We start from the raw sequence: 24178 nt of genomic DNA, 5'->3' as shown, positions 1-24178 counted from the left end.
AAATTTTTAAAACAGCTCAACCTCACCTTCATCCATCGTCTGCTGAGAAACAGCTCTTTGGGTATTACGTTTTCCTGCCTCATGGGTCAGGGCACGACAGCGGTCAACCGCTTCACGCGCGGCTTCGGCACTGATTTTGCCCTCACCATCAATCAGATTACTGATCAGAATTGCGATCTCATGCATGGCAGTGATGTTATGATCGAGTGACCCCAGCGCCTGCGATGAAATATCTTCAAACTGCATTGAGCGAACCGCATTGTCGACAGCCTGACTGAGCTGCCCGCTGATACCGGAAATCTGCATCACTTTGTCATTCAGGAACGTATTCATGCGCTCCATCATTTCCAGCATCCGGCTCATCTTATCTTTGGTGGAAATGGTATCAGTCATATCCGCCGACGCCATATTGCCTACCGTAGATCTCAGCACCTCAATCGTCCCCTTGGCACCGGCAATCTCTTCACGGATCTGGTTGTTCAGTTTTGCAGAGTTAATCGATAGGGAGCGCACTTCATCAGCCACAACCGCAAACCCACGCCCGGCATCACCGGCGCGGGCCGCTTCAATACTGGCGTTGAGGGCCAGCAGGTTAGTCTGACTGGCCAGATTTTCAACATTTTCTATCAATCCGAAAATACCATCGAGCTTCTGCACCATGTCATCAATGTGATGCACAGTTTCAAGGCTGTGTTTACTGACATCCACCATCATCTTCACAAACATATCCAATGTGGCACTGGTGGCCTGGATAAACTGCTGCATGCTGAAGTTATCACTCGCCTCATCGCCAGCAGCATCATTGGCAACCGAATCATGGGTCTGATCGATAATTTCTGCCGTCAGTTGGCCCTGACGACTGGCCAGTTCATGCATATTGTGAAAACTCTGCCCCATCAGAGCCACCGCTTCACCAATCAACTGATTAACGCGCGTGACTTCCTGTCTGATGATGGACGCCTCCTGACCCAGGCTGGAGGACAACTCATGGGTCGCCGCCTGAAGGGGTGAGGTATCCGAAAACACCGCTGCTTCAACCACTTTTACCTTTGGCTCTTTCGTTGCCTTGGATAACTGCAGAATCACAGCAATCTGACACAGCAAAATAAGGACTGCACCGACCCAGAAAAAGGGAGCGGGTAAGCCAAACGCCTGTGCAGCCAACAACATCAACGCCAAAATCAGCGTCAGGACAGACAGTTGCTTCAATTTCATAACAATTCCTCTGCTGCGGGGCTAACGTGAAAAATATCTAACCAGTTTGTCAGCCACTTTATCCAATGACACCAGTTCTTTTGCTGCACCGTATCGATATGCAGCGCCGGGCATACCCCAGACCATACTCGAAGCTTCATCCTGAACCAGTGAATGCGCACCGGCATCCACCAGCTCTTTCATCGCTTTGGCACCGTCCTCACCCATGCCGGTCAACATCACGGCTACCACTTTATCAGGACTAATCCCTAGTAACGATTTAAACATCACCTCAACCGAAGGCTTATGCCGGTTGACCCGCTCGGCATCACTCAGATGACAATAAAGCTGGTCGCCCCGCTTTTTGATTTCAAGGTGATGAGAGCCCGGTGCGATATACACATAACCCGGTTGCAAAACTTCATTTTCAGCCGGCTCTTTCACTGTCAGCACCGCCTGTTCATTCAGGCGGTTGGCAAACCGGGAACTGAACGTTGCCGGAATATGCTGGGTCACCACGATGGGGGGCATTCCGGCAGGTAACCCGCAGATCACTTCACGCAGGGCTTCGGTGCCGCCGGTGGATGCGCCCATCGCAATCAGTGAGTGCTTACCAAATGACAACGGTTTTGTACTTGCCGTTTTCGGCGCAGGCGTTGAACTGGTACGGCGAAACTTAAGTTTGCTGGCGGTTGCTGCCGCCGTTTTAATTTTACTGATCAGTTCACGCTGAAACTGTTCCAACGCGGTGTCCGACGCTGAAACAGTGGGCTTGGAAATAAAATCAACAGCACCCAATTCAAGCGCATACAGGGTTTCCTCAGCGCCTTCACTGGTCAGCGAGGACAACATGACAACCGGCATTGGATTCAGCCGCATCAGGTTCTTCAGGAAGGTAAGACCATCCATACGCGGCATTTCAATATCCAGTGTCAACACATCCGGACGCAGCGCTTTGATCTTGTCCCGCGCCACATAGGGATCTTCTGCCTCACCCACCACTTCAATGCCAGGGTCCATCGACAACAGCTCGGCAAGTACACTTCGCACCACCGCAGAGTCATCAACGATCAATACCCGCACTTTCGCCATGAATCCGTCAATCCTCAGAACAGTTCTACATCGTTATCGTCAACGTCGTGTTCCACCTGAACACGGAAGGCGCGTTCCACCAGCGCCAGACGTTTGTCTTCTTTATGATCCAGTTTATTCACCAGCATTCTTCCCTGAGTAGGGAAATACACTACTTTTCGGGCGCTGGTGCCGCCGACATCAGAAGCCAGGAGATTTAAACCCTCGTCATTGATATAGCGCATAACAAAATCAATGTTCTGTTTACCTATATCGGTCATCCCAGCCAGAATTTTGCCCCCGCCGGAGATTTTTACCTGCATGTTGCTTTTCTGACAGCCAAAGCGCATCAAGCCGTTGATCAACTGCTCCATTGCAAACAGGCCATACCGCAGGGAACGGGAGGACTCCTGGTTTGCGTCTGTTGGCGGCAACATAAAATGATTGACTCCGCCCATCCCCATCACCGGATCATGAATACAGGCTGAGATGCAGGAGCCCAGCACCGTAGTAATGATCATATCGTCACAGGCAACATAATAATCACCGGGGCCGATTTTGGCGGCGTACTTGCCCCATTTCGGGTCCATAAACAGGTGGAACTGCTCAAACCCAGGCACAATACGCGGGCGAAAAGCCGGGGCACTCATGACTGTACCTTGCGATACGTGGTGCCTCCCACCAGAGCAAACTCGGTGGTAGTGCGGGCCAGCGATTCGGAATGACCCACAAACAGGTAACCACCCGGCGTCAACAGGCTGGCCATACGGTTCAGCAGCCGAGATTGGGTTGCCTGATCAAAATAGATCATCACATTGCGGCAAAAAATGATGTCGAAAGCCGTTTTCATAGGCCATTCATGCATCAGATTCAGGTGCCTGAACGTGATCATATCCTGCAGTGGCTGGCGCACTTTCACCTGTCCGGCGCGTGACCCTTTACCGCGCAGAAACCATTTACGCAGCGTTGCATCAGGTAACGCCTTAACCCGGTCAAAGCTGTATTCGCCGGACTGCGCACTGGCGAGGACCTTGGAATCAATATCGGTTGCCAGTATTTTCATATCCCAGCCGCGGGTCAGCATCGCATCCTGTAGCGTAATCGCTATGCTGTAGGGCTCCTCACCCAAAGAACAACCGGCAGACCAGACCCGAAGCGAGCGCTGCGATTTTGCAGCCAGCTCCGGCAGGATACGCTGAGTGATAAATTCGAAATGATGGCGTTCCCGGAAAAACGCCGTCAGGTTAGTCGTAAGCGCATTGATAAACTGCGTAAACTCTTCCGGATGCTGATCCAGATAGCGGAAGTAATCCTCAAAAGAGTTTAACCGCAGCTCCCGCAACCGGCGGACCAGCCGGTTGTAGGCCATATCCATTTTGTGCTCAGCAAGCACGATTCCGGCGTAGTCATACAACTCGTCTTTAACCTTAACGAAGTGTGCATGGGTAAACTCGAACTCGCGATTTGTGTGCGTGCTCTCAACCATCGTTTGACTGACACCGTCATCGGCCACTGTTAATGTTTATCCTTGTGAGGAGAAGGGTTCTCAGAACTCTTCCCACTCATCGTCACTGGCATTCGGTTTCACCAGTGGTGGCACTTTGGCGGCAGGCTTGGGTGCTGCTTTAGCGGCAGGCCTGCTCGCTGGCATGCTGGCCTTGACCGGCGCCGGTGCAGTCTGGGTTGCCATCTTACGGATCTTGGCAATATCACTCATGGCAGAGCCAGCGGCCTTAACCACTTCAGCGCCCGACACCTTAAACGCATTCACCAGTCGATCCAGTTGCGCAGCCTGCTCTTCCATAGAAGACGATGCAGCAGCAACCTCCTCTACCAGTGCAGCATTCTGCTGAGTACCCTCATCCATCTGGGTCACGGCGATATTCACCTGCTCAATACCGGTCGCCTGCTCACGGCTGGCCGCAGCAATTTCATTGATGATATTAGAGACGTTTTTAATGGCCGCCATGATCTCAGACAAGGCTTTACCTGACTCATCAACGAATGCGCCGCCCTCTTCAACTTTCTGGACACTGTCGTTAATCAGCTCTTTGATCTCTTTAGCCGCAGAGGCACTGCGCTGCGCCAGGCTGCGCACCTCAGAAGCAACCACCGCGAAACCACGGCCCTGCTCACCGGCGCGTGCAGCCTCAACGGCCGCATTCAGCGCCAGCAGGTTGGTCTGGAAGGCAATCTCGTCGATCACACCAATAATTTCAGCGATTTTGGTGGAGCTGCCACTGATATCCCCCATGGAGCGAACCACCCGGTTCGAAATTTCTCCACCTTTTTCAGCCAGTTTCTGCGCATCAGCCGCCAGACGACGCGCTTCATCAGCATTGTCTGCGTTCTGTTTCACCGTACTGGTCATCTCTTCCATGCTGGCGGCGGTCTCTTCCAGACTGGCTGCCTGCTCTTCAGTACGCTGACTCAGCGTGGTGTTACCGCTGGCAATTTCACTGGCACCGGTAGAGATGCTGGCACCTGCCGTGCGAATCTCACTCACCATCTGATTCAGGTTATCCAGCGAGCTATCCAACGCTTCATTCAGCTCAGCAAATTCACCGTGGAACTCACCTTCCATCTTCTGGGTAAGATCACCCTGCGACAGGGACTGCAGCACGCGTTTAACTTCGCGCATCGGCTCAACCACCGCATCCAGCATCTGGTTCACACCGGTTGCAATCTGGTTCATAAAGCCGGTGTAGATTGATGCATCCAGACGTTCATCCAACTGACCCAAAGACGCCTGACGGATCAGGTTATCCACCTGCTCTTCAGCAATCAGCTGATCAGTCACATCGGCCCACTCAACCACAGTACCCAAACGCACACCGCTATCGTCCACCACCGGGTTGGCGATCAGATCAAAACTGCGTTTGCCCACTCGGATACGGCCACGATGCGTGGTTTTCAGCGCGTCCAGCATGCGACGCTGGTGATCGGGATTTTTGTGGAAGATATCAAAGTTAGAGCCAACAATTTTATCCACGTCAAAATCAGGCAGCTGTTCACGAATATCGGTTTCCGCCCTGCGCATCATCTCCAGTACCGCTTCGTTGCAGTAGATGATTTCACCATCATTCGCCGCCATCATGACGTTAGAGGAAACGTTATCCAGCGCGACTTTGATGCGCTGAGAACGACGGGCCGCTTCTTTTGCGTCATTTACCTCAAAGCCCATCTGCTGCGACAGCATCTTCACATATCGCATCAGCTCGCCCATCTCCCCATCATCCTCGATCGGGATATCCGCTTTGTAGTCGCCTTCCATGATCTGCTTCATGAACTCCTGCACCTGACGCAGCGGAGCGATCACTTTTTTCGACAGAACATTCTGAGCACCGGCCAGCATCACCAGAAATGCGGCTATAGGTCCGGCCATGGTCCAGTTGCCGGTCAAACCCACGGCGGCACCAATCAGGTCAATAGCCACACCTGCGGCAACGGCAACGCCAGCCACCTTGAAAATCGCACTTCCCAGAGTAGCCTTAGCGATACGGCTTGGGGACGGCAGCGTGACTTCATTGCGTTTCAGCTTGGCATAGAGTTTGGCGGAGGCATCGATCTCTTCCTGGCTGGGCTTGGTACGAACCGACATGTACTCAACAATTTCGCCATTGCGGAAGACCGGCGTGACGTTGGCTTTTACCCAGTAGTAATCACCGCTTTTGCAACGGTTTTTAACCAGCTTTGACCATGGCCGACCGAGCTTCAGGGTCTCCCACAGGTCTTTGAATGCAGCAGGGGGCATATCGGGATGGCGAACCACGTTGTGGTTTTTATGCATCAACTCTTCCCGAGAGAACCCACTGATTTCCACAAAATCAGGGTTGGTATAGGTGATAATCCCTTTCAGATCAGTACGCGTGACCAGCTCCTGGTCATCCCGCATCTTGACTTCGCGATCTGTGACCGGCTCATTAATTTTCATTGTGTTACCTCCGCCCCTTCTCTGCAGTGCCTAAGCCTGAGTCTCTACAAGATTTTTTGTGGTCAAGTCTTCAATTGCCAACTCATCCGAATTCAACAGCGCGTCGATATCTATCAACACAATCATGGTGTCATCCTGTGACGTCAGCCCTGTGATGTATTCGGAATTAATCACACCACCAAAATTAGGGGCTGGCTGAATCTCGTTTTTTTCCAGTGTGTACGTTTCCGCTACGGCATCAACAATAATGCCCATAGCGCGCTCAGAGGTGCCGGTTTCAACCTTAACAACAATGACCACCGTCGTTGGGCCGTACTCACGCGGCGGCAACCCAAACCGCTGCCGCAAGTCAATAACCGGAATGATCGCACCCCGCAGATTCAGGACACCCTTGATGTAATTGGGCATCTCCGGAATCCGGGTGACAGGCGTCCAGCCTCTTAACTCCTGCACGCGAAGTATGTCGACGCCATACTCCTCGTTATCCAAAAGAAAGCTGAGGTACTGACGGCTATCGGAACTTTTAATCACGCCAGATTCGTCCGACTGCCGGGCGCCAAGGCTCATGCGACACCTCCAAGATTGGTATTTTGTCTAAAGATATTGCTGCGTTTTGCGGCAGCTTCTGAGGTTTCCCGGTCTAAACCACGTTTTACCAGACCGGCTATATCCAGAATCAGCGCGACGCTGCCATCACCGAGGATGGTGGCGCCTGAGAAACCTTCAATACGTTTAAAATTCACTTCAAGACTCTTGATCACAACCTGCTGCTGACCAAATAGCTCATCCACCATAATGCCGACTTTCTGACCACCATTTTCAACAATGGCAACCAGGTTGGTATGAGTAACCGGGGCATTATCCAGGCCAAACAATTTACGCAGATTAATCAGCGGGATGTATTCATCCCTGAAGTGCAATAGCTTGCTTTCCCCCCCCATCGAACTGAGCGCGGACGATTTTGCCTGCATGGTCTCGACAATAGAAACCACCGGAATAATATAGGTTTCAGGCCCTACACCAATCAGCTGGCCGTCCAGAATAGCGAGGGTCAGTGGCAGTTTGACACTGAACGTTGACCCCATACCGGGTTCTGAGTTGAGGCTGACGTGTCCACCCAGCGACTCAATGTTACGGCGGACCACATCCATGCCGACACCACGACCGGAGAGGTCACTGACCGCATCCGCCGTTGAGAAGCCAGGGCGGAAAATAAGGTCGTTAATCTCCTGATCAGACATCGCCACATCAGGGTTAATAAGCCCCTTCTCAACCGCTTTCTGATAGATTTTCTGCGTATTCAGGCCACGACCATCATCAATGATATCGATAATGATGTAGCCACCCTGATGATACGCATTCAGCTCAACACGACCGGTTTCAGGCTTGCCTGCGGCACGACGCTCATCAGGTGTTTCCAGACCGTGATCCAGAGAGTTTCGAATCAGGTGAACCATCGGGTCACCGATTTTTTCCATCACGGTTTTATCAATTTCGGTCTGTTCACCGGACAGCACCAGTTCAACCTTTTTACCCAGTTTGCCACTGACATCGTGCACCAGTCGGGGGAATCGGTTGAATACAAAACTGATAGGCAACATGCGGACCCGCATGATGTCTTCCTGCAGGTCACGCGTATTACGTTCGAGTTGCTCAAGCCCGGCCTGTAATGCTTCCATCGCAGAGCCTTGCGTGCCGAGCTGATCAGCCAGTTCTGAGCCAATCTGACCCAGCATTGCCTGTGTAATAACCAGCTCGCCGACGCGGTTGATCAGGGCATCAATTTTGTCAGTATCGACACGTACTGAACTGGCTTCCGCTGCCGCTTTGGGTTTGCGAGCAGGCGCACCCGCCGGTTTAGGTGCTTCCGCTTTGACCTCAGCCACCGGAGGCGCCGTGTTGCTTTGCGGTGTTTCAGCCTCAGCCGATACTGGCACAAGGGGTTTAATTTCGAGTTTGCACTCATCCTCAACCCATTCGAACACTTCCTCTACTTCGGACTGCGCACAATCCGAAATCAGTGTGAGCTGCCAGGACAGATGTACCTGCTCGGGATCAAGCTCAGCCAGCACTGGCAGACCCTTGGTGTCAGCCTGCACCGTTAAGTCACCCAGATCAGCCAACGCAGCAAACATCAGCAAGGGTTCGTTACCGGTTTGCAGCAAACCCGGTTTTGGCACAAACAGGATCGACCAGCCCTGCATCGCGGCAGCCGGGCCGGATTCGACAGCTTTGATAGTCAGCTGGCAATCATCTTCGACCCATTCGAAGATTTCACGTACCTCGTCTTCAGGGCACTCCGAGGTGAGTGTGAGCAGCCAGGATAGCGACAGCAGTTGCGGGTCAAAGTCAGCCAGTTGCGGCAAACTATCAGTCCTGACTGTGACTTCAAGTTCACCCAGCTGAGCCAGGGCCTCAAACATAAAGATCGGCTCGTGCCCGGCCTGCAACATATCGGCATTAGGGATGAACTCAATCTGCCAGCGTTTTGCCTGCGCCACAGTGGCAGCAGATTCACTCGCAGCAGGTGCAGCAGCGGCAGCGGACTCGCCAGCAAGGGAGTCCTTCAGACGCGCCCGGACATCTTCAATTTTGTCCATCTCGGCATCCGGGCCATCCTGAGCGGCTTCAAGCAGGGCCCGGATACAATCCACCGATTCCAGCAACAGGTTAACCAGCACAGGCGTAACCGCCTGTTTGCCATTGCGTATTTCATCCAGCAGGGTTTCAACCACGTGGGTAAAATGGGCCACGTCATTAAAACCAAAGGTACCGGCACCGCCCTTGATGGAGTGTGCAGCCCTAAAGATCGTATTGATCGTCTCATCATCTGCCGCTTCAAGGTTCAGCAGACTGGATTCCATGACCTCCAAGCCTTCGTAACTTTCTTCCAGAAAAGTCGCGACAAATTGGGACAGATCAATACTCATCTCTGATTACCTTACAACGCGCTTGATCGTACTGATCAGTTTTTCAGGATTGAACGGTTTCACCAACCAACCCGTTGCACCGGCAGTTTTACCTTTCTGCTTCATGTCATCTGAGCTTTCTGTGGTCAGCATGAGCACCGGGGTAAACTTAAAGGCCGGCAGTTTGCGCAGCTCTGTACAAAAGGTGATGCCATCCATAATCGGCATATTCACATCGGTAAGAACCAGATCAAAACGGCCCGACTGAGCCTTGGTAAGAGCCTCTTGCCCGTTTCCGGCTTCCACAACGGAATAGCCTTCCTGCTTCAGGGTGAAAGTCACCATGCTGCGAAGGGACGCGGAGTCATCAACCACCAGAATTGTTGCCATTCGAACAATCTCCAGGATTTTTTTAAAAAAGAAGTTTTTGCTTAATTGAACACAACCTGGGTCAGCCCAAGCTGAGCAACGGTTGTTTTCAAAGCATCAGAGGGCTGTTGCCATACCAGAGGTTTACCCGCGGCTTTAGCCGCCTGGGCAACAACAGCAAAGAGCTGAACACCTGCAGTGTCGACCCGACTGAGCGCACTGGCCACAACCTGTACTGGACTGCTTCCTTGCAATAATCCGGTAAATGTCTGCTTCCACTCTGCGACATTTTCTATCGAAATTTCTTCGGGCAGTTCAACGGTCATTTCAGGGGTCATAAACATTCCTTACCTGGCGGCAACCACCGCCTGAGGCCAGCAATCGTTCATAAAGTGAACGAAAGGTCACCAGTAAACCAGCACCTTCCAGATAACCAATTCTGGATGAATTGATTAACCACTCGCTAATAAGTGTTTCTTCGGCTTCAGCAGTAGATACTTAAGCACTTAAGAATGAAGTAAAGCACAATTTTTTTTGCATACGCATTATGAACTTTACCAAACAGCTTTGTTGATTAGAGTTTCCTGATTCGCATCAATAAAAATACACGACCAAGGTCTAAGAATGACAGGAATCAGGCAGAAATTGGGCTTTCCGCTGCAGTTAATTTTAAAAGCAGCGTTTGAAAATAGTCTCAGAATAGTACTGCCGTGATGTGGCGGGAGGTTGCTGGTTTAGAAATGAGCGCCGGACTTCATACTACTTTCGCACAAGTCCTTACCAGCTTGGCAGGAAGCCCATGTTCGATCACAGGCTTCCTGCCAAATGCGGTTATTCAATATTCTGGATCTTTTTAACAAACCAACCTTAGCTATCTGTTTTGCATAAAATTAATATAGATTAAGGCTTCAAAAACCCAACATTTTACCCACCAACGTATCATCACAATTTAAACGATTCTTAACTAGCCAGCATAGGCAATAGACAGATTATGTAAGAGTGCGTGAACAAATAGGCAGGAGGTTGGCATTTCAATCAGGCTAAGTAATAATCTCCTTATATTGCCTACTTACTCCAAGGAAGGATGCCAGCTTTTGTTAGACAGGCCGGTTGCAAAATCTCAAATCAAACCTATAATTAGCGCCAATAATACCCGCCCAGGCTATGTTCTCCGGAATACCCTCAAACTGGCGGGTTATTTATTTCTGGGGGGCCGATGAAATTCGAAAAGCCTGCCAAAACCTTTGATGAACAGCTGGACATTCTGCTGACTCGGGGCATGATCATCCCGGATCGAAGCCAGGCACTAGCGCTGTTATCCCACCTGAACTACTACCGGTTGGAAGCCTACTGGCTACCTTTTGAAGCCAGTAGATCACCTCACCACTTTAAACCAGAAACCCGTTTTGAGACCATTGTCGACCATTACCTGTTCGACCGTGAGCTCAGACTGCTCGTACTGGACGCTATCGAAAGGATAGAAGTCTCCTTTCGCACTCAGTGGGCCTATCACATCAGTCATGCTTACGGTCCTCATGGCTACCTTATCAATAGCAAGGGCATGCGCAAAAGCGAACACCGTCTACTGAATGACATTAAGGACCTAGAGCAGCACGTACAACGCAGCGACGAAGTATTTATTCAGCACTACAACGACCATTACGATGAAGCATTACCGCCAGCCTGGGTTAGCTGTGAAGTCATGTCTCTTGGATTGCTGTCCCGGTTTTACAGCAACCTCAGAGCATATCCCGTAAGACGGGCCATTGCGTCTATATACGGCTTTGACGAGGGGTTTCTGGAGGGTTTTATGGAGCACCTCTGCTACATAAGAAATGTCTGCGCTCATCACAACCGCTTATGGAACCGTCACCTCACCAAAAAGATGCCACTCCCCAAGGGCAAACCCGCCGGGCTTAAAGACAATATCTATGTCGATGATGCCAACAAAACCGAACATAAAATCTACAACACTCTGGTGGTAATCCAGCACTTGATGACTATCATCTGCCCCGATTCAAGCTGGGCCATGCGCCTGAATGCCTTGATCGAAAAATACCCAGTGGATACCAAGCGCATGGGCTTTCCGGTAGATTGGCGGGATTTACCGCTTTGGCAGCAGGCTCTGGCTGAACCCACGAACAATACGAATAGCTGATTTGATTGGAATTAATACATGCCCATTCTGGACTGGTTAAATAAAGACGCCGCCGTTAACACCGCCAAGCAGGTGCCTTACCGTTTGTTGCAGGCAGTGCCGGAGCTGTCGGCCGGTGACCCCAATAACCAGAATATGCTGATCGAGGGCGATAACCTGGATGCTCTGAAAGCCCTGCTGCCGCTTTATGCCGGGCAGGTAAAATGCATCTATATTGACCCGCCGTACAACACCAAATCGGCCTTTGAGCACTACGACGATAATCTGGAGCATAGCCAATGGTTGTCGATAATCTATCCCCGTCTGGAATTGTTACGAGAATTACTCGCGGAGGATGGCAGTATTTGGGTGTCGATTGATGACAATGAGGCCCATTACTTAAAGGTAATCATGGATGAGGTATTTGGGAGGAAGAATTTTATAACGTCAATGGTCTGGCAGAAAAGATACTCTCGTGAAAATAGAACTGCCATTGGAGAGGCTCACGAACACATTTTACTTTATGCGAAAAACCCAGATACGTTTAAACAACTCAGAAATAAACTACCGTTAGGAGAAAAGCAGTTAAAGCCATACAAAAACGATAATAACGACCCTCGAGGACCTTGGCGTGGGGTATCCCTTTCTGCTCAAGGCTACAGGCCAAACCAAATGTATGAGATTACTGCTCCTAATGGTAAAAAACATATTCCGCCAGCTGGTTCATGCTGGAAGATCATAGAGTCAAAATATAACGAGTTACTTAAAAACGACAGAATCTATTTTGGCAAAGATGGGAATGCCATCCCTTCGAGAAAGCAGTTTCTCAATGAAGTAGAAGGAATGGTTCCTTGGACATGGTGGCCACATGATGAGGCCGGCCACACAGATGAAGCCAAGAGAGAAGGGCATAGACTATTTTCTGCTGAGTTATCCTTTGGCACCCCAAAGCCTGAGCGTCTTATAGAAAGAATTCTTCATATTGCTACGAATCCCAACGACCTAGTCCTCGACTCCTTCCTTGGCTCCGGCACCACCGCTGCTGTAGCCCATAAAATGAAGCGCCGTTATATCGGTATCGAAATGGGTGAACATGCCCAAACCCATTGCCAGCCACGCTTGGCCAAAGTGATTGGGGGCGAACAGGGCGGTATTTCCAAAGCCGTTAATTGGCAAGGCGGTGGCGGCTTTCACTATTACCGTTTAGGCCCCAGTGTGTTTGATGAGTTTGGTGCTATCCGCCCGGAAGTGCGCTTTGCCGATTTGGCCACGCATCTATGGTTTTTAGAAACCAAACAGCCTTTGCAAAAACAAACTGACACACCCCTTTTGGGTGTACATAACGGCACTGCCTATTATCTGCTTTATAACGGCATTTTGGGGGATCGACGGCCACAGGGGGGGAATGTACTCACTAACACCATTCTCGACAGCTTGCCCACCCATAGCGGCCCCAAGGTTATTTACGGTGAAAGCAGCCGTCTTGGCCCGGCACGGCTGGCGCAAGAACAGATCAGCTTTAAACAAATCCCCTATGACGTAAGGACGCGCTAATGTTTCGGCTCAAGACTTACCAACAAAATGCCCTGGATGCACTGGAAGCCTTTTTAAGCCAGGCGCGCCTTTCGTCTGTGGCCGAAGCCTTTGAGATCAGCTTGCGCAATCAGGGCAAACAGCCCTGGCCTTATCGTCATTACGATTTTGCCGAAGTACCCTATGTGTGCCTACGCCTGCCCACCGGCGGCGGTAAAACTGTGTTGGGTTCACACACGGTTAAAGTCGCCGCCCGCGCTTATTTAGAACAGGATTACCCCATCGTGCTCTGGCTGGTGCCCACTAACACCATCCAGCAACAAACCCTCGAAGCCCTGAAAACCCCCGGCCACCCCTACCGGGTCGAGCTGGATCGTGCCTTTGATCAACGGGTGCGGGTATTAGATGCCGATGAAGTCACCCAGATTCGTCCGCAAGATATTGGCTCGCAACTGATTGTTGTGGTGACCACGCTGGCGAACCTGCGCGTCACTAATACCGGCGACCGCAAAATCTACGCCTACCATGAAGATTTTGAACCACATTTTTCCGGGATTGATCCTAACACCCCTAACCTTGAGCGGGTAGTTGAATCTGACCTGCAAGAGCAAGGCTTAGGCCCGGCACAACTGGGCAAGATCAAATACTCTTTCGCCAATCTACTAGCCCTAAAACGCCCGCTGGTAATTATGGATGAAGCCCATAACGCCCGCACCCCACTGACCTTTGAAACCCTGAAACGAGTACATCCGGCTTGTGTGGTGGAATTTACCGCCACGCCGGATCAATCCACAACCTCGGCGTCAAACGTGCTTTTTCATGTCACGGCAGCTGAATTGAAAGCAGAGGAAATGATCAAGCTGCCGATTATGCTGACCGAGCATAAAGACTGGCAGGAAGCCGTGCGTGATGCGGTACTGACCCGCACCAAACTCAATACCGAAGCACAAAAAGACCCGGACTATATTCGCCCCATCGTGCTGTTTCAGGCAGACAAGAAAAACGGCGAAGTGCCCTGGGAAAGACTGCGGGATTTTCTGATCAATGAGCAGAATATCGACGAGCAGAAAATCGCGGTAGTCACTGGCACCCAACGGGAGCTGGATGGCCTTAATCTGCTTTCACCCAGCTGCCCTATAGAGCTGATTATCACCGTCGAAGCCCTCAAAGAAGGCTGGGACTGCCCCTTTGCCTATGTGTTTTGCTCTGTCAGAGATATCCGTTCGAACAAAGATGCAGAGCAGCTGCTAGGCCGTGTACTACGGATGCCCTTTGCCAAACGCCGTCCAGTAGAAGCGCTAAACCGTGCGTATGCTCATCTAGCTTCCCCCGGCTTTGCACAAGTGGCTAAATCACTGACGGATAACCTCATTAATATGGGTTTTGAGGCAATGGAAGTACCTGCCCATATTCGACACGGCGATGCGGATGATTTGTTCTCTGACCAAACACCTACACATCAGCCAGAGCCGCCGCTTACCCTGCAACTCTCAACACGGCCAGCGCTGGATGAAAATGAGCTGTCTCTTTCAGATTCCATGCGACTGACCGAAACTAATGAGGGCTTTACCCTTGAGGTGAAAGGTCAAGTGGATGAAAAGCTACAATCCTGCATCAGTAAAAGCTTAAAAGGCAAAGAAAAAAAAGAAACCTTGGAGCTGATTGAGCAACACAATGCCCGCATTGAAGCCAGTAAATCACCTTCTGAACAGGGGGTGCCTTTTGCACCTTTGCCTCAGCTCTGTCTTCAACAGCAAGGCGAGCTGGAATTGTTAGAACCGGAATCCTTTCTATTTTTGAATGGTGACTGGTCACCCTTGAATTTCACCATTGAGCTGCCCGGCTTTAGCCTGCAAGAAAACGCCACTACGTTTGAAGTGGATATGGAGGGTAAAAAAGTCAGCTATCAGGTTGCCGAAGAAAAGGCCGTTTATAATCTGAACATGGTCGCTACTGACATTAGTGAAGATGATCTAGCGCGCTGGCTGGATCGAGAATTACGGACCCACTATTTAAACCAGTCGGTACTGCATGCCTTTGTGGTGAAAACCCTTTCACATCTCACCCAAGAGCGAGGCATTAGCCTAACCGCACTGCTACGCAGCAAGTTCCTTCTGGTTAAGGCGATTCGCCAACGCCTGGCAATTTTGCAGGAGAGGGCATCGAGCCAAGGCTTCCAGCAGGCGCTGTTCGAAAATACTCTGCCGATGAAAAGCTGCTTTGACTACAGCTACGAATTCTTCCCCGGCCTCTATCCCGCACGCCCTCCATATTATTCCGGTGGATATAAATTTAGGAAGCACTATTACCCCTACATCGAAGACCTAAAAGTAGATGGTGAAGAATTTCTTTGCGCTCAAGCAATTGATGCTAATAGCCAAATTAAACACTGGGTTCGCAACCTTGTGGATCGACAGCAGGCTTCGTTCAGGCTTCCACTCTCAAAAGGGTGGTTCTATCCAGATTTTGTCGTCGAGCTTAACGATGGTCGAACACTGGTAGTGGAGTACAAGGGTGCGGTCTACCGCAGTAACGACGACTCCAGGGTCAAGAACGCTGTTGGCTTACGCTGGGCTGAAAGCAGCCAAGGTAAATGTTTGTTCTTAATGGCTGTTGAGACAGACGATCAAGGGCGCAATGTCTATCAGCAAATTGATGCTCTAATTTCCAGCTGATGTTCATTCTGTACAGTTATTACCAGAACTCCAAGGGGATGCATTCGCGCCCTTTAACTGCACCGGCTTCCTCCTCAAAGTCCACAGCTGAATTTGGGTAACTAACGAGCCATATATCTCTTTTACAATGAATCGCCACAAACCAAAGAAATAAAAAAGCCCCTAATATTGGGGCTTTACATATTCACTGGTGTTTGACGAATATCAGTTGAACATCACTCGATATTCTGGATCTGCTCACGCATCTGCTCAATCAGTACCTTCAATTCAACAGCGCTTTGCGTCGTTCCGGAGACGATGGATTTAGACGACAGTGTATTCGCCTCACGGTTTAATTCCTGCATCAGGAAGTCCAGGCGTCGCCCAACCGGTCCATTTTGCTGCAGTATCCGGCGTACTTCCTGCACATGGGTATTTAAGCGATCCATCTCTTCATCGACGTCCGCTTTTTGGGCTAACAGTACCACTTCCTGTTCGAGCCGCGCTTCATCAAGATCAACTTTCAACTCCGCGATTCGCTGGGCAAGCGTGTCACGCTGGTTTGAAAGAATCGTTGGCATCTGCGCTCTGACCAGATCGACAATGTCACTGATGGCCACCAGGCGTTGCTCTATTAACTGGGCCAGCTCCTGACCTTCCCGTCGGCGGCCATTGGTCAAATCCGTTAACGCCTTATCAAACAGTACTACCGCAGCGGTCTTGACCGCCTCCATATCCAGCTTTACATCCTGCAATACCCCGGGCCAACGCAACACTTCAAGCGCATCCAGGGGCGCATTGCCCGCAATCAGACGTTGGACCTGTTCTGCCGCAGCCACCACCTGACGCGCATACTCTTCATTGATCACCAGCTGTTGCAGACTGGCTTCCGGGAAAAACCGCAGGGTGCATTCAACTTTGCCCCTATTAAGAGACTTACGCAGCTTTTCACGCAGCACAGGCTCAATGTCGCGCAGGTTGTCAGGCAACCGCAGATGGGGTTCAAGGTAACGATGATTGACTGATCGGATCTCCCAACTGATGGAACCCCATGCATACTCGGCATCCTGTCGGGCGAAGGCTGTCATACTTTTCGTCATACATCGTATCTCTTTGTTGGCTGACCGGTGGTGCCTGAGCCAAAACTCATTGGCCCGACAAGTGTAACAAACAGAACCCACAATTTACTGCTCTATGTCAGGGTAACTAAAGGTACGCTGCCAATACGGGGCCGGATGATTTAGAATGCCGCCATTCATACTTGAGTGATTCGTCCTCTGGCATCCTGCCCATGGCGAGCAACCCTAAGGGATCCGCATGAGTTCATCAATCTCTGAACAGCTGCAAAACCTTGGCCTGTCTAAATTAAGACCCAGCCGTCGCGCACCCGACCAGTTGCGCCCCATCAAAATTACCCGTCACTTTACTAAACACGCTGAAGGCTCGGTGCTGGTTGAATTTGGTGATACCCGTGTCCTCTGTACCGCCACCGTGGACAGAGGCGTACCTCGTTTCCTGCGCGGTTCCGGTCAAGGCTGGGTCACGGCGGAATACGGTATGCTGCCCCGTGCCACAACCACCCGTAATGACCGGGAAGCTGCCCGCGGCAAACAGGGCGGGCGGACGGTTGAAATTCAGCGCCTGATCGGCCGCTCGCTGCGCGCCAGTCTGGACCTGAATAAACTGGGTGAAAACACCATCACCATCGACTGTGATGTCCTGCAGGCCGACGGCGGCACCCGCACCGCGGCGATCACTGGTGCGTTTGTCGCACTTCAGGACGCCATTAATGTGCTCAAGCAGGATAAAAACGGTGCTATGAAAGGTGACCCTATCAAATACGCGATTGCAGCCGTATCCGTGGGCATTTTTGAGGGCGAGCCAGTCCTGGATCTGGATTACGCCGAAGACTGTAAAGCCGAAACGGACATGAATGTGGTGATGACATCCCTGGGTGGCTTTGTTGAAGTTCAGGGTACGGCAGAGGGTGCGCCCTATACGCAGGACGAACTCAACGCCATGCTGGCTCTGGCCCAAAAAGGGATTCAGGAGCTACTCGCCGCACAACAGGATGCCCTGGCACAAAACTGATCGACATTAAAAAAGGAGCCACAAGGCTCCTTTTTTATTTCCAGCGATTCAAACTTACATCGGCACATCGTAATCGATAATCAACGGCGCATGCTCACTGAACGATTTTTCACGGAAGATGCGTGCATTTTTGATGGTTTTGCGTAGATTTGCGGTAGTGATCTGGTAATCCAGACGGGCACCCTCATTAAGAGAACGCGCACGGTTGTAATCAGGCCACCAGGTAAACTGACGTTCCGCTTTGTTGAGCTCACGAAACGCATCAACAAAGCCCATCTCTTCAAAGATTTCATCCATCCACTCACGCTCGTGAGGCAGAAAGCCGGACACGGTCTGGTTTGCATACCAGTTGCTGAGATCAACGGTTTTATGTGCGATGTTCAGGCTACCGCAGAAGATAAATTCACGGCGCTTGCGCAGGGTTTTTCTGAAGTGTCCCAGCAGACCATCCATAAAGGCTTCTTTTGCCGCCTGGGCATCTTCACCTTTGAGGCCGGAAGGCACACACAAAGAACTGACACTGACATGTTCGAAGTCGGCTTGGATAAAACGGCCATGCTGGTCACACAGCTCAAAACCCAGCCCGGTCATGATCGCTTTGGGCAGGTGTTTGGTATAAATGGCGACGCCACTGTACCCGTCTTCCCAGGCATCAAAGAAATAAGCATTATAGCCCTCGGGATGGTACCGCTCGTCATCCAGCTGATACTCCTTGGCTTTGAGATTCTGCAGACAAATTACATCCGCATTCTGCTGAACCAGCCAGTCGAATAAGCCAAGCTCAGTAGCCAGTTCAATACCCTGTGTATTGAAGGTGATGACTCGCATATATTTCTGATCCTGTCCCAAGGCCCGAGAAATGAGATCCTTCAGATCATTTTCTGGTATGTCAGGGGATTTCGATCCACCTTTAGGCAAGTCGCCACTCAGAAAATGAAGATAAAGTCATAACAAAAGAAGGGTTTATACTCTCCCCCATCTGCGGATTGTATAGTGAACTGCTTTAAATTGAAATTTTTTGCCGTCACCTGCATCCCGATAAGCAGAGCAGGCTGGTAGAATAGGCATTTTATTTATGCCCAAAGCAGGAGTAACACAATGCATGATTATCAGCGCGAGTTTATTGAATTTGCCATCGCCCAGAAAGTACTGCGCTTTGGCGAGTTTACGCTGAAATCAGGCCGCACCAGTCCCTATTTTTTCAATGCAGGACTGTTCAATAGCGGTGCCGCATTGGCGAAACTGGGTCGTTTTTACGCCCAGGCCATCACAGATTCAAAGCTCAGCTTCGATGTGTTGCTTGGTCCCGCCTACAAAGGCATTCCTCTGGCCGCCACAACCGCCGTTGCCCTGTACGATCAGCATCAGCGTGACGTGCCTTACGTCTTCAATCGCAAGGAAGCAAAAGATCACGGTGAAGGCGGCACGCTTGTGGGCGCACCGTTGCAGGGAAAAGCACTGATTATCGATGATGTTATCACTGCAGGTACCGCCATTCGTGAAGTGATGGCGATCATTGATCAGGCCGGCGCCCAACCCGCTGGCGTGGTTATCGCCCTGAACCGTCAGGAAAAAGGCCAGGGCGAACTGTCCGCGATTCAGGAAGTCGAGCGCGATTACAACATGCCGGTTGTCAGCATTATCTCTCTGGCCGATCTGATCGAATACCTTGAGGAAACCGGTACCGACCCCGAACATCTGGCAGCGATTCGCACCTATCGGGATCAGTACGGGATCTGAGCTAACCGATAATATTCACGCCGTGATCGACATAATGAATACTGCCGGTCACACCCTTAGAAAGATCACTCAGAAAATACAGCGCCGCGTTGCCCACTTCCTCGATGGTGGGCAACAGGCCATCCACTGCACGGTGCTGGTTATACTCCAGCATCGCATCAAAATCCTTTATGCCGCCTGCGGCCCGGGTCGGAATTGTGCCCGGCGAGATGCAGTTAACGCGAATATGCTCTGAGCCAAGATCCCGCGCCAGGTAACGCGTGGAAGCTTCCAACGCCGCTTTGGCACATCCCATGATGTTGTAATCACCGGTGGCCAGCGCGCTGCCCAGATATGAAAAATTGATCATAGAGCCACCGTTTTTCATCAACACCCTGGCTCTGGCTGCAAGATCAATAAAGGAATAACAGGACACGTCCATCGCTTGCAGGAAACCGTCCCGGCTACAGGCCGAGATTGGCGCATGCAGATCATCCAGCGGGCAGAATGCCAGTGAGTGCACCAGGCCATGCAACTCACCCCACTGTTCTGCAATGGCAGCAAACACCGCATCCATCTGCGCAGGCACTGTTACATCCAACGGCAGAAAAATATCGGCCTCAAGCGCCTCTGCCAAAGGACGCACATAGGGTTCCGCTTTCGCATTCAGATAGGTAATTGCTAACTCAGCCCCTTGCGCTTTCAGCTGTTTCGCGCAGCCGTACGCAATGCTTTTATCGTTAGCAATCCCCACAATCAGTATTTTCTTACCCGCCATTAACTGCACTACAATCCCCTTCTTCTGACAAATGGACTGCTCTGAGACCCAGGGTCAGAGCGAATTATTATTCAGGAGAAGTATATTAGGTGCGGTGCAGCATAACGACAATAACGGAATTAGATTCCCGGCATTGAAATAAATCCAGGTAACTGACGAATACGCTCAATCCAACGCTGAACCGCCGGATACGGCGTCAGTGAGACACCTCCTTCCGGCGCCAGCGCAACATAAGGCATGACAGCACAATCGGCTATCGTAGGCCGGTTCAGCGCCAACCAGTCATGCTGACTGAGATGTTGCTCAAGTAATGACAAAATTCTTTCTGATGTCTTTAATGTCGTTTGTTTATCAAGCGCATAACCAAATTTATCAACCAGTCGGGCTGAATTAGGGCCATGCTGAATCTCATTCGCCGCGGTCGATAACCATTGCACAACTTCAGCCATCTCTGCAGGATTAGAGGGCAACCATGCCTCGAGATCATTGTTTTTAGCGATATACACCAGAATCGCCTGTGCATCCCGTAAAACAACATCACCATCCACCAGGATTGGGATTTCTCCCCAAGGATTCATCGCAAGCATATGCGGCTGTTTATGCTCGCCTGCCAGAAAATCAACCGGAATCACCTCCAGCGGAACACCTGTCAGCGCAGCAAAAAGCCTGACTTTATAGCAGTTACCAGACAACTCAAGATCATACAATTTCATTATTTTCTCCTTATTATCAATCACTTTGACGAGTGAATAATTGCTGTTCCAATTCCTGGATGCGACGTTTAAGGGGGTCTATCAACTCCTCCACCACGGCTTCACTGAAGCGCGGCGTAATAAATTGTGCGCAATTCCAGTCAAATGCCTTTAACTCAATGACACAGTGAATAGCGCCCTGTTCAGCTTCTACCATAGATGCACAACCAAAAATTTTGAGGCGTCGACGATTGGGGTAATCCATCAAAATCAAGGCGACTCGCGGGTTATCCCGCAGATTGCCCAGGCTCACATACTCGCCATTTCCCGGAGCTTCAACAAAAGACAGGGTGGTGGAATTGAGAACCTGCAGAAATCCGGGTTTTCCACCGCGATGCTGTACATACGGCCATCCATCTGAATTGACAGAGGCCATGTAAAAGCTGTCCCGCTGCAAAATAAACTGCTGTTCTTGCGGACCCAGCCTATCTCTGGCCGGCTGCCGGGAAACCCGCTTAGCCACACGTTCGCGAGTGCCCTTTTCACATTGGGTCTTCAAGACGGATGAAGTGAAACTGATATCACTGAACTGCATAAAAAAATAAACCATATTGAATTTAGATCAGTATCAACACAACGGCATTCGCAATAAATAGACTTTATGTAATCATTAAAAACCGATAACCGGTGTAATAGACGAGATATAACAGCATGAATAAGCTGAAAGGGATGGAAGTTTTTGTCCAGATTGTTCAGAACGGGAGCCTGACAGGGGCAGCCCATCAACTCAACACCTCGCTCACATCGGTAGTACGCACACTTGCGGCACTAGAGAGCCACCTCAATGTACGCCTGCTAAACCGGAGCACCCGACACATTGCCCTAACGGATGAGGGCCGTGAGTATCTGGCACGGTGCCAGAATATTCTCAGCGAAATCGCTGAGGCAGAAGCAAGCCTTGCCGAACGCGCAGCAGAGCCCGTTGGAAAAATAACCCTGACCGCACCCACTACTTTTGGCCGGATGCACGTAGCGCCATTGATAAATGACTTTCTGAACCAATTCCCTAAAACCCAGATAGAACTCATGTTATTGGACCGGCCAGTAGACCTGCTGGAAGAAGGCGTTGATCTCGCAGTAAGAATTGGACACCTGCAAAACTCAAACCTGATTGGCCGAGCAGTAGGAGAGATGCGCCAGGTCATCTGCGCAAGTCCTGCATATTTAGCCAGGCACGGAGCACCTGAAACACCTGAAGCCCTGAACCAACATCAATGTATTCAGTTAACCCCGCTCAATGCTGCAGCAGAGTGGACTTTTTTAGAGAATAACAAACAGATCTCTGTGTCGATTCAACCCAGGCTGGTCACCAACCAAGTCGATAGTGCACAGGACGCCTGTAAAAAAGGACTGGGGTGTAGCCGTTTTCTCCTATACCAGATCAGTGATGCCCTGAAGCACCAGGAGCTCTCCCTTCTACTGGAGAATTACGAGCCAGCACCGCTGCCGGTTAATCTCATATACCCCCATTCACGTCTGCTCTCAAAACGTGTACGGGCCCTGATAGAGTGGTTATTACCGAGATTACAGCAGAGGCTTGCACACCTCTAGCTATCAAAAACCGGCCACGTTGAAACAGCAATTTAGCCTGAATTTATTCAGTAACCCGCTTTATCTATTGCGCCGCAGCAAAATTACACTGCAATTTAGTACCACCCGCAATACACTGTCACTCAGAGCAGTCAAATGTACCCATAGTTTCACCCATTGAGCCTGTACGTGTTTTTATGTTTCGAGCAGGGCCAATATGTGTACGCGCAATTGCGTTTACGTTTTAAAGACCGGCTGACTCAACACGGCATTGCAATTATTTACCTACAGGAATTTTCAGCATGAGTACTATACATTTTGTCGGCGGAGAAAAAGGAGGGGTGGGTAAATCCGTCCTTTCACGCTTATTGTCTCAATACTTTATTGATCAGAACCTGCCTTTTGTAGGCCTGGATGCCGATCAGTCCCATGCCACGCTGAGCCGTTTTTATGCTGAGTTTACCCAGCCTATTAACCTCGATTATTTTGAAAGTACGGATGCAATCATGGAGGTAGCGGTAGAAGACGATCATCACGTGGTTGTAGATCTACCCGCACAAAGTGAACGTTTTCTGGATCGTTGGATAGAAGAAAATGGCGTACTGGATATGTGTGAAGAGTTAGAGCTGCCGTTTGTGTATTGGTACATCGTTGATGATGGAATGGATTCCGCCAAACTGCTGGAAAACTTTATTCAGAAATACGGAACCCGGATGCGCTGCATCGTTATTAAGAACAGAGGCCGGGGCAACAGTTTCGAAGCCGTCGAAAACATTGTAAATAGCGCTATGGAATTGGGTAGCGACAGATTAGTACAAGCGACCTTACCCGCACTGCATGGAGAAACCATGCATAAAATTGATGCACTCAATTTCAGCTTCTGGGGTGCGGAGAATCTAAAAGACAGCAGTATTGAGCATCTCAGCCTGATGGAACGCCAGCGCACCAAAGTCTGGTTGCGCAAATCATATGCCGTTATTGATCAGGTCTGTAATGGCCTTTAAGTAACGGTCTAAGCCGATGTAATACATAGCTCTGATTGGTAACAGTCAGTTTTTTTTGTTTAATCATTTATGCCCCGTGGGTACATAGGCTCCATGTTCTCGCACTGTCTCAACCGCAATAAAAAACCCCAACCGCGTGAGCGATTGGGGTTTTTTAATATTAGGTGCTCTAGGTGCCCTAGGGGTATTTATGCCCTATGGGTATGGCGATGACTTACATTAAGTTGAAAGCTATGCTTTCAATCGCTGCGCGACGCCTTTGGCGCTTCCATCCTCGCTCCTGCGGAGCAGAGGTGGTCACATGCCCCTTTGCAGTAACAGCAGATCATCACGCCGAATATAAAAAAAGGGCCATCCCTTAGGATGACCCTTTCTTTTACATTAGGTGCTTGGCGATGACCTACTCTCACATGGGGAAGCCCCACACTACCATCGGCGATGTTGCGTTTCACGTCTGAGTTCGGGATGGATTCAGGTGGTTCCACAACTCTATGGTCGCCAAG

The 24178-nt window shown here is 50.5% G+C and carries 21 protein-coding genes and 1 rRNA gene; 7 read left to right on the top strand and 15 right to left on the bottom strand.

All coding sequences use genetic code 11. From position 1 onward, the window contains the following. Positions 1–6: 6 nt before the first annotated feature. The 9 genes from P2G53_RS11070 to P2G53_RS11030 are packed head-to-tail and all read right to left on the bottom strand — an operon-like array spanning position 7 to position 9815. A complete protein-coding gene (locus P2G53_RS11070; RefSeq protein ID WP_275817190.1) occupies positions 7–1215 on the bottom strand; it encodes a methyl-accepting chemotaxis protein in 1209 nt (402 codons plus the stop codon). Between the two features lie 21 nt (positions 1216–1236). After that, complete coding sequence (locus tag P2G53_RS11065; RefSeq protein WP_275817188.1) at positions 1237–2286, bottom strand: chemotaxis response regulator protein-glutamate methylesterase; 1050 nt, start codon at positions 2284–2286, stop codon at positions 1237–1239. Between the two features lie 14 nt (positions 2287–2300). Continuing rightward, a complete protein-coding gene (locus P2G53_RS11060; RefSeq protein ID WP_275817186.1) occupies positions 2301–2915 on the bottom strand; it encodes a chemotaxis protein CheD in 615 nt (204 codons plus the stop codon). Then, complete coding sequence (locus P2G53_RS11055) at positions 2912–3751, bottom strand: protein-glutamate O-methyltransferase CheR (RefSeq protein WP_275817184.1); 840 nt, start codon at positions 3749–3751, stop codon at positions 2912–2914. Before P2G53_RS11055 ends, P2G53_RS11060 begins: the two co-directional genes overlap by 4 nt. 60 nt (positions 3752–3811) lie before the next feature. Continuing rightward, positions 3812–6199: a methyl-accepting chemotaxis protein gene (locus P2G53_RS11050; RefSeq protein ID WP_275817182.1), complete on the bottom strand. Its 2388-nt coding sequence runs from the start codon at positions 6197–6199 to the stop codon at positions 3812–3814. A 30-nt stretch (positions 6200–6229) separates the two neighbouring features. Beyond that, complete coding sequence (locus P2G53_RS11045; RefSeq protein ID WP_275817180.1) at positions 6230–6766, bottom strand: chemotaxis protein CheW; 537 nt, start codon at positions 6764–6766, stop codon at positions 6230–6232. Further along, the gene (locus P2G53_RS11040; RefSeq protein WP_275817178.1) at positions 6763–9129 is read right to left on the bottom strand and encodes a chemotaxis protein CheA; all 2367 of its coding nucleotides are present in this window, start codon (positions 9127–9129) and stop codon (positions 6763–6765) included. The genes P2G53_RS11045 and P2G53_RS11040 overlap by 4 nt, the downstream gene beginning before the upstream one ends. Before the next feature lie 6 nt (positions 9130–9135). Beyond that, on the bottom strand, positions 9136–9498 hold the full coding sequence (locus tag P2G53_RS11035; protein ID WP_275817176.1) for a response regulator: 363 nt from the start codon (positions 9496–9498) through the stop codon (positions 9136–9138). A 41-nt stretch (positions 9499–9539) separates the two neighbouring features. Continuing rightward, complete coding sequence (locus tag P2G53_RS11030) at positions 9540–9815, bottom strand: STAS domain-containing protein (RefSeq protein WP_275817174.1); 276 nt, start codon at positions 9813–9815, stop codon at positions 9540–9542. Positions 9816–10693: 878 nt separating this feature from the next. On the opposite strand from P2G53_RS11030, the gene P2G53_RS11025 reads away from it, so the two are divergent. From P2G53_RS11025 to P2G53_RS11015, 3 genes are read left to right on the top strand one after another with little or no spacing between them, the layout of a single operon-like run. Then, a complete protein-coding gene (locus P2G53_RS11025; protein ID WP_275817172.1) occupies positions 10694–11635 on the top strand; it encodes an Abi family protein in 942 nt (313 codons plus the stop codon). Positions 11636–11653: 18 nt separating this feature from the next. Then, entirely contained in the window at positions 11654–13168 is a 1515-nt protein-coding gene (locus P2G53_RS11020; protein WP_275817170.1) for a site-specific DNA-methyltransferase, read from the top strand. After that, a complete protein-coding gene (locus P2G53_RS11015) occupies positions 13168–15822 on the top strand; it encodes a DEAD/DEAH box helicase family protein (protein ID WP_275817168.1) in 2655 nt (884 codons plus the stop codon). The genes P2G53_RS11020 and P2G53_RS11015 overlap by 1 nt, the downstream gene beginning before the upstream one ends. Before the next feature lie 215 nt (positions 15823–16037). Here the strand turns inward: P2G53_RS11015 and P2G53_RS11010 are convergent, their stop codons facing one another. Next, complete coding sequence (locus P2G53_RS11010) at positions 16038–16901, bottom strand: YicC/YloC family endoribonuclease (protein WP_275817166.1); 864 nt, start codon at positions 16899–16901, stop codon at positions 16038–16040. Between the two features lie 217 nt (positions 16902–17118). On the opposite strand from P2G53_RS11010, the gene rph reads away from it, so the two are divergent. Beyond that, positions 17119–17892, top strand: coding sequence for a ribonuclease PH (gene rph / locus P2G53_RS11005; RefSeq protein WP_275817164.1), 774 nt, complete (start codon positions 17119–17121; stop codon positions 17890–17892). Positions 17893–17946: 54 nt separating this feature from the next. Here the strand turns inward: rph and P2G53_RS11000 are convergent, their stop codons facing one another. Beyond that, positions 17947–18720 (bottom strand): exodeoxyribonuclease III, encoded by a 774-nt coding sequence (locus tag P2G53_RS11000; RefSeq protein ID WP_275817162.1) that lies wholly within the window; start codon positions 18718–18720, stop codon positions 17947–17949. Positions 18721–18990: 270 nt separating this feature from the next. Here P2G53_RS11000 and pyrE point away from each other — a divergent pair, with 270 nt between their 5' ends. Continuing rightward, positions 18991–19632, top strand: a complete 642-nt coding sequence (gene pyrE, locus P2G53_RS10995) for an orotate phosphoribosyltransferase (protein ID WP_275817160.1) — start codon at positions 18991–18993, stop codon at positions 19630–19632. 1 nt (position 19633) lies between these two features. On the opposite strand, the gene fabI is transcribed toward pyrE, so the two are convergent. The 3 genes from fabI to P2G53_RS10980 form a co-directional block, all read right to left on the bottom strand. Then, a complete protein-coding gene (fabI, locus tag P2G53_RS10990) occupies positions 19634–20389 on the bottom strand; it encodes an enoyl-ACP reductase FabI (RefSeq protein ID WP_275817455.1) in 756 nt (251 codons plus the stop codon). Between the two features lie 119 nt (positions 20390–20508). Continuing rightward, positions 20509–21102 carry a glutathione S-transferase gene (locus P2G53_RS10985; protein WP_275817158.1) on the bottom strand — a complete coding sequence of 198 codons (594 nt, stop codon included), beginning with the start codon at positions 21100–21102 and terminating at the stop codon, positions 20509–20511. A 16-nt stretch (positions 21103–21118) separates the two neighbouring features. Beyond that, the gene (locus P2G53_RS10980; protein WP_275817156.1) at positions 21119–21676 is read right to left on the bottom strand and encodes a pyridoxamine 5'-phosphate oxidase family protein; all 558 of its coding nucleotides are present in this window, start codon (positions 21674–21676) and stop codon (positions 21119–21121) included. Positions 21677–21792: 116 nt separating this feature from the next. On the opposite strand from P2G53_RS10980, the gene P2G53_RS10975 reads away from it, so the two are divergent. Then, positions 21793–22692 carry a LysR family transcriptional regulator gene (locus P2G53_RS10975; RefSeq protein WP_275817154.1) on the top strand — a complete coding sequence of 300 codons (900 nt, stop codon included), beginning with the start codon at positions 21793–21795 and terminating at the stop codon, positions 22690–22692. A gap of 281 nt (positions 22693–22973) precedes the next feature. Further along, complete coding sequence (locus P2G53_RS10970) at positions 22974–23675, top strand: mobilization protein MobD (protein ID WP_275817152.1); 702 nt, start codon at positions 22974–22976, stop codon at positions 23673–23675. Positions 23676–24062: 387 nt separating this feature from the next. Here P2G53_RS10970 and rrf read toward each other — a convergent pair. Next, positions 24063–24178 (bottom strand): 5S ribosomal RNA (gene rrf, locus P2G53_RS10965).

Source organism: Neptuniibacter sp. CAU 1671 (assembly GCF_029222905.1).
Taxonomy (GTDB): Bacteria; Pseudomonadota; Gammaproteobacteria; order Pseudomonadales; family Balneatricaceae; genus Neptuniibacter.
This window is presented reverse-complemented; position numbering and strand designations above follow the sequence as displayed.